Annotated in this window: 2 protein-coding genes; both read left to right on the top strand. The window is 74.5% G+C overall.

Translation table 11 applies throughout. From position 1 onward, the window contains the following. On the top strand, positions 1-4,355 hold a 4,355-nt coding region (locus ACFYR3_RS45425), incomplete at its 5' end, for an SDR family NAD(P)-dependent oxidoreductase (RefSeq protein ID WP_389288278.1). Between the two features lie 492 nt (positions 4,356-4,847). Continuing rightward, on the top strand, positions 4,848-5,797 hold a 950-nt coding region (locus ACFYR3_RS45430), incomplete at its 3' end, for a beta-ketoacyl synthase N-terminal-like domain-containing protein (protein ID WP_389288280.1).

The raw sequence follows: 5,797 nt of genomic DNA on the forward strand, positions 1-5,797 counted from the left end.
TGGACTGGGAGGCGGGCGCCGTACGTCTGTTGACCGAGTCCGCCGCCTGGCCCGAGACCGGCCGGCCCCGCCGCGCGGCCGTCTCCTCCTTCGGCTTCAGCGGCACGAACGCGCACACCATCATCGAGCAGGCCCCCGTGCCGACCACACCGGAGGAGCCCCGGGAGCCCGGGCGCGAGCCGGACGGCCTGCCCTGGCTGCTCTCGGCGAAGACCCCGGACGCGCTGAGCGCCCAGGCCCAACGCCTACGCGCCCATGTGATCGCGCACCCCGAACTGTCCCTCACCGACATCGGGTTCGCCCTGACGACGAGCCGCACGCTGCTCGACCGCCGGGCCGTCGTGGTCGCCGGGGATCGCGACGGGTTCCTCTCCGGACTCGCCGCGCTCGCCGAGGGCGGGACCGCCGCCAACCTGACGATCGGCTCGCCGGACGCCGGCAAGCTCGCCTTCCTGTTCACCGGGCAGGGGAGTCAGCGGCTGGGTATGGGGCGTGAGTTGTACGCCGCCTATCCGGTGTTCGCGGCGGCGTTGGACGCGGTGGCGAGCCGGATGGAGCTCGAACTGCCTCTGATGGAGGTGCTGTTCGGTGCGGACGCGGAGCTGTTGAACCGTACGGAGTTCGCGCAGCCTGCGTTGTTCGCGGTCGAGGTGGCGTTGTTCCGGTTGTTCGAGTCGTGGGGTGTGCGGCCGGACTTTGTTGGCGGGCACTCGATCGGTGAGATCTCTGCCGCGCATGTGGCGGGGGTGCTGTCTCTGGACGACGCCTGCCGGCTGGTGTCGGCGCGTGGTCGGTTGATGCAGGCCCTTCCCGAGGGTGGGGTGATGATCGCGCTGGAGGCGACCGAGGCCGAGGTCACGCCGCTCCTGGGCGAGCGCGTGAGCATCGCGGCGATCAACGGCCCGCAGTCGGTCGTGATCTCGGGTGACGTGGACGAGGCGGAGCGGATCGCCGGATCGTTCAAGGACCGCAGGTCCAAGCACCTCGCGGTCAGTCACGCGTTCCACTCGCCGCACATGGACGGGATGCTCGCCGACTTCCGCAAGGTGGCGGAGGGGCTGACCTACGAGTCCCCGCGTATCGCGGTCGTGTCGAACCTGACCGGCACGGTGGTGGTCACCGACGACATGAACGACCCCGACTTCTGGGTTCGCCATGTCCGTGAGGCGGTCCGCTTCAGCGACGGTGTCCGCACCCTCGAAGCCGCCGGGGTGACCACGTACCTCGAACTCGGCCCCGACGGGATCCTCTCCGCCATGGCCCAGGACTGCCTCGACCACCCCGACACCACCGTCCTCACCCCCACCCTCCGCGCCGGACGCGCCGAGGCGGAGACGATCGCCTCCGCGCTGGCCGGGGCGCACGTCCGGGGCGCGGCCGTGGACTGGCCCGCGTACTTCGCCGGTACCGGCGCCGGGCGCGTGGACCTGCCCACGTACGCCTTCCAGCGCAAGCGCTATTGGCTGGAGGCGCCCCCGCACGCCCTCGCGGGCGACGTGGTCGCGGCGGGGCTCGGTTCCGCCGGGCATCCGCTGCTGGGCGCGGCGGTGGAGCTGCCGGACTCGGACGGGTTCCTGCTGACCGGGCTGCTCTCGCTGCGGACCCACCCCTGGCTGGCCGACCACCGGGTGGCCGGCACGGTCGTGGTGCCGGGCGCGGTACTGGTGGAGCTCGCGGTGCGGGCCGGTGACCATGCGGGCCTGGACCTGCTGGAAGGCCTGACACTGGAGGCGCCGCTGGTGCTGCCGGAGACCGGCGGGGTGCAGCTGCGCCTGGCCGTGTCGGGTGACGACGACGCGGGCCGACGGGAGTTCCACGTCTACTCGCGGCCGGAGGACGCCGCCTTCGACGAGGCGTGGACCCGGCACGCGGGCGGAGTACTGGCGGTCGCCGACGCGGTGGCCGACCCCGCACCGCACGGCGAGTGGCCGCCGGCCGGTGCCGAGGAGTGCGAGGTGACGGACCTCTACCCGTCGTTCGAGGCCATCGGGCTCGGCTACGGCCCGGCCTTCCGCAACCTGCGGGCGGCGTGGCGGCGCGGCGACGAGGTGTTCGCCGAGGTCTCGCTCGCCGAGGAGCGCCGGGCGGAGGCGGCCGCGTACGGGCTGCACCCGGCGCTGCTGGACGCGGCGCTGCACGCGGTGGGCCTGGGCGACTTCTTCCCCGACGGGCCCGAGGGCGCGCGCCTGCCGTTCGCGTGGGACGGCGTGCGGCTGCACGCGGTCGGTGCGGCGGCGCTGCGGGTGACCATGGCCCCTGCGGGGCGCGACGCGGTCGCGCTGGACGTCACCGACGAGGCCGGGCAGCCGTTGCTCACGGTGCCGTCGCTCGTGCTGCGCCCGCTGGCCGCCGACGCCTTCGACGGCAGCGGCACGGGCCCGGTGCGCGACGCGCTGTTCCAGGTCGACTGGACCGCTCTGACACTGCCCGGGGCGGAGGCGCCGGCTGAGGGGGCGTGGGCGGTGCTGGGCAGCGACCCGCTCGGGCTGGCGGCCGCGCTGCCCGGGCCGGCGGTCGGCACCGAGCCGTTCGACGACCTGGCGGAGCTGGCCGAAGAGGCCGAGGTGGTGGGATCGCCGGCGACGGTGTTCGTGTCGCTCGACCCGGTCCCCGGCTCCCGTACGGGCGCGGGGCTCGCGCGGGCCGCGCACGACGCCGCGGGCGACGCTCTGACGCTGGTGCGCCGGTGGGTGGCGGACGAGCGGTTCGCCCAGGCAAGGCTGGTGTTCGTTACACGCGGGGCCGTCGCGCCGGGCGCCGACGAGGGCGTGACGGACCTGGCGCACGCGCCGGTGTGGGGCCTGGTGCGCTCCGCGCAGGCCGAGCACCCGGGCAGACTGGTCCTGGTGGACGTGGACGGCACGGACGTTTCCTGGCGCGTGCTGCCTGACGCACTGGCCTCGGACGAGCCGCAGTTCGCGCTGCGCGACGGGGTCGTGCTTGCCCCGCGGCTGGCCCGTACGACCGTCCCCGCGGGCGACGGCACCCGTACCGAACCGGGCGACGGCACCCGTACCGACCCGCAGGGCACGGTCCTCGTCACGGGCGCCGCCGGCACCCTCGGCGGTCTGCTCGCCCGGCACCTGGTCACCGAACACGGCGTACGTCACCTGCTGCTGGTGGGCCGGCGCGGCGAGCGGGCCGAGGGGGCGAGCGAACTCGCGGCCCAGCTCGGAGAGTTGGGTGCCTCGGCGACGTGGGCGGCCTGCGACGTGGCCGATCGGGACTCGGTGGCCGCGCTGATCGGGAGCATCCCCGCCGAGCACCCCCTGACGGCGGTCGTGCACACCGCCGGTGTGCTGGACGACGGAACCGTCGAGGCGCTCACCGCCGAGCGGCTGGACCGGGTGCTGCGACCCAAGGTCGACGCGGCCTGGAACCTGCACGAACTGACGCGCGAGATGGACCTGTCGGCGTTCGTGCTGTTCTCCTCGGCGGCCGGTGTGTTCGGCAACGCCGGACAGGCCAACTACGCGGCCGGCAACACCTTCCTGGACGCCCTCGCCCAGCAACGGCGCGCGGCGGGGCTGCCCGCCGTCTCGCTGGCCTGGGGCCTGTGGGACGACGAAGCGGGCATGGCCGCCACGCTCGACGAGCGCGACCGCGAACGGCTGAGCCGGGGCAGCATGAACGCCCTGTCGGCCGCCGACGGGCTGGCGCTCTTCGACGCGGCGCTGGTGCATGCGGCCGGGCCCGCCGTGCTGGTACCCGCCCGACTGGACCTGTCGGCCCTCCAGGCCCAAATCGGCGACACCGTACCGCCGTTGCTGCGCGGCCTGCTCCGCACCCCGGTGCGGCGCCGGGCCGGCGGGGCGACGGCGGACGCCCCCGAGTCGCTGGCGCGGCGCCTGGCGCTGCTCCCGGCCGCAGAACGGGACCGGCTTCTGCTGGACCTGGTACGCACCCAGGTGGCCCAGGTGCTGGGCCACGCCGGGGCAGCAGCCGTCGAACCGCACAGCGCCTTCAAGGAGTTGGGCTTCGACTCGTTGACGGCGGTCGAGCTGCGCAACCGGCTCGGGGTGGCCAGCGGGCTACGCCTGCCGGCCACGCTGATCTTCGACCATCCGACGCCTCAGGCACTGAGCGACTACCTGCGCTCGGCGCTGCCCCTCGATACCGACGGCCCGACCGTCTTCGGTGAACTCGATCGGCTGGAGGCCGCGTTGGCGGCCGCGGCCGCGGACAGCGTCACACGTTCGCGGATCACCATGCGCCTCCAGGCCCTGATGACCAAGTGGACCGGCGCCCAGGACCCGACGGGCGACACCGGAGGAGGCGTCGACGGCGACGACCTCGACTCGGTGACCGACGACGAGCTCTTCGACCTGCTGGACGACGAGCTCGGCGCTTCCTGACGCCCCACCACCGCGCCGAGCGGCGAGCGTGACGCACTTCGCGAGGCGGCCCCTCCCGGTCTGGACGACTACGTACGTCCAGACCGGGGGGACCCCTCCGGGGGGACCCCTCCGGGGGGACCCCTCCGGGGGGACCCCTCCGGGGGGACCCCTCCGGGGGGACCCCTCCGGGGGGACCCCTCCGGGCGCGATGCACCCGTCGCCCGGCGCGCCCTCGACCGATCCGACAGCCGTCGGTGTCCGACCGGCCCCGTGACCCGGGCCCGCCGGCCGGGCCCGAGCGACCCGACCCGTCCGGGACGGCCGCGAGACCCGCGACGCGGGACGACCGGCCGCCCGGCACCGACCCGTCACTCCGGGATCCGGGCCCGGCCCCGCTACGCGCGGAATCCGGTCGGCCCCGACCACCCCGGGACCCGGCCCGCCCCGCCGTGCGGAGCACCCGGCCGGTCCGACCCGTACAACCGCCTCTCTGGCATGGAGCCCACGCACATGGTGAACGAGGACAAGCTTCGCGACTACCTCAAGCGGGCGACCGCCGATCTGCGCCAGGCCCGCAGGCGGCTCCGCGAGGTCGAGGAGAAGAACCAGGAGCCCATCGCGATCATCGCGATGAGCTGCCGCTACCCCGGCGGGGTCCGTACTCCCGACGACCTGTGGCGGCTCGTCGAGAACGGTGACGACGCCGTCTCCGCCTTCCCCGTCGACCGGGGCTGGGACGTGGAGTCGCTCTACGACGCCGACCCGGACAGCGCCGGGGCCAGCTACGTCAGCGAGGGCGGCTTCCTTTACGACGCCGCCCGCTTCGACGCCGCCCCCTTCGGCATCTCGCCGCGCGAGGCCCTCGCCATGGACCCGCAGCAGCGGCTGCTGCTGGAGAGCTCCTGGGAGGCGTTCGAGCGGGCCGGCATCGACCCGTCCTCGGTGCGGGGCAGCCGCACCGCCGTGTTCGCGGGCGTGATGTACCACGACTACACCGCCCGCCTGGACACCGTGCCCGAGGGCGTCGAGGGCTTCCTCGGCACCGGGAGCTCCGGCAGCATCGCCTCCGGCCGCGTCGCCTACACCTTCGGCCTGGAGGGCCCGGCGGTCACCGTCGACACGGCCTGCTCCTCGTCTCTCGTCGCGCTGCACCTCGCCGTGCAGGCGCTGCGCAACGGCGAGTGCACCCTCGCCCTCGCCGGTGGCGTCACGGTCATGGCGACCCCAGCCACCTTCACCGAGTTCAGCCGGCAGCGCGGCCTCGCCCCCGACGGGCGCTGCAAGCCCTTCGCCGCCGAGGCCGACGGCACCGGCTGGGGCGAGGGTGTCGGCATGCTGCTCGTGGAGCGGCTGGTCGACGCGCAGCGCAACGGCCACCCCGTGCTTGCGGTCGTGCGTGGTTCCGCCGTCAACCAGGACGGTGCCTCGAACGGTCTCACTGCGCCCAATGGTCCGTCGCA

The organism is Streptomyces sp. NPDC005784, from assembly GCF_042871525.1.
Taxonomy (GTDB): domain Bacteria; phylum Actinomycetota; class Actinomycetes; order Streptomycetales; family Streptomycetaceae; genus Streptomyces.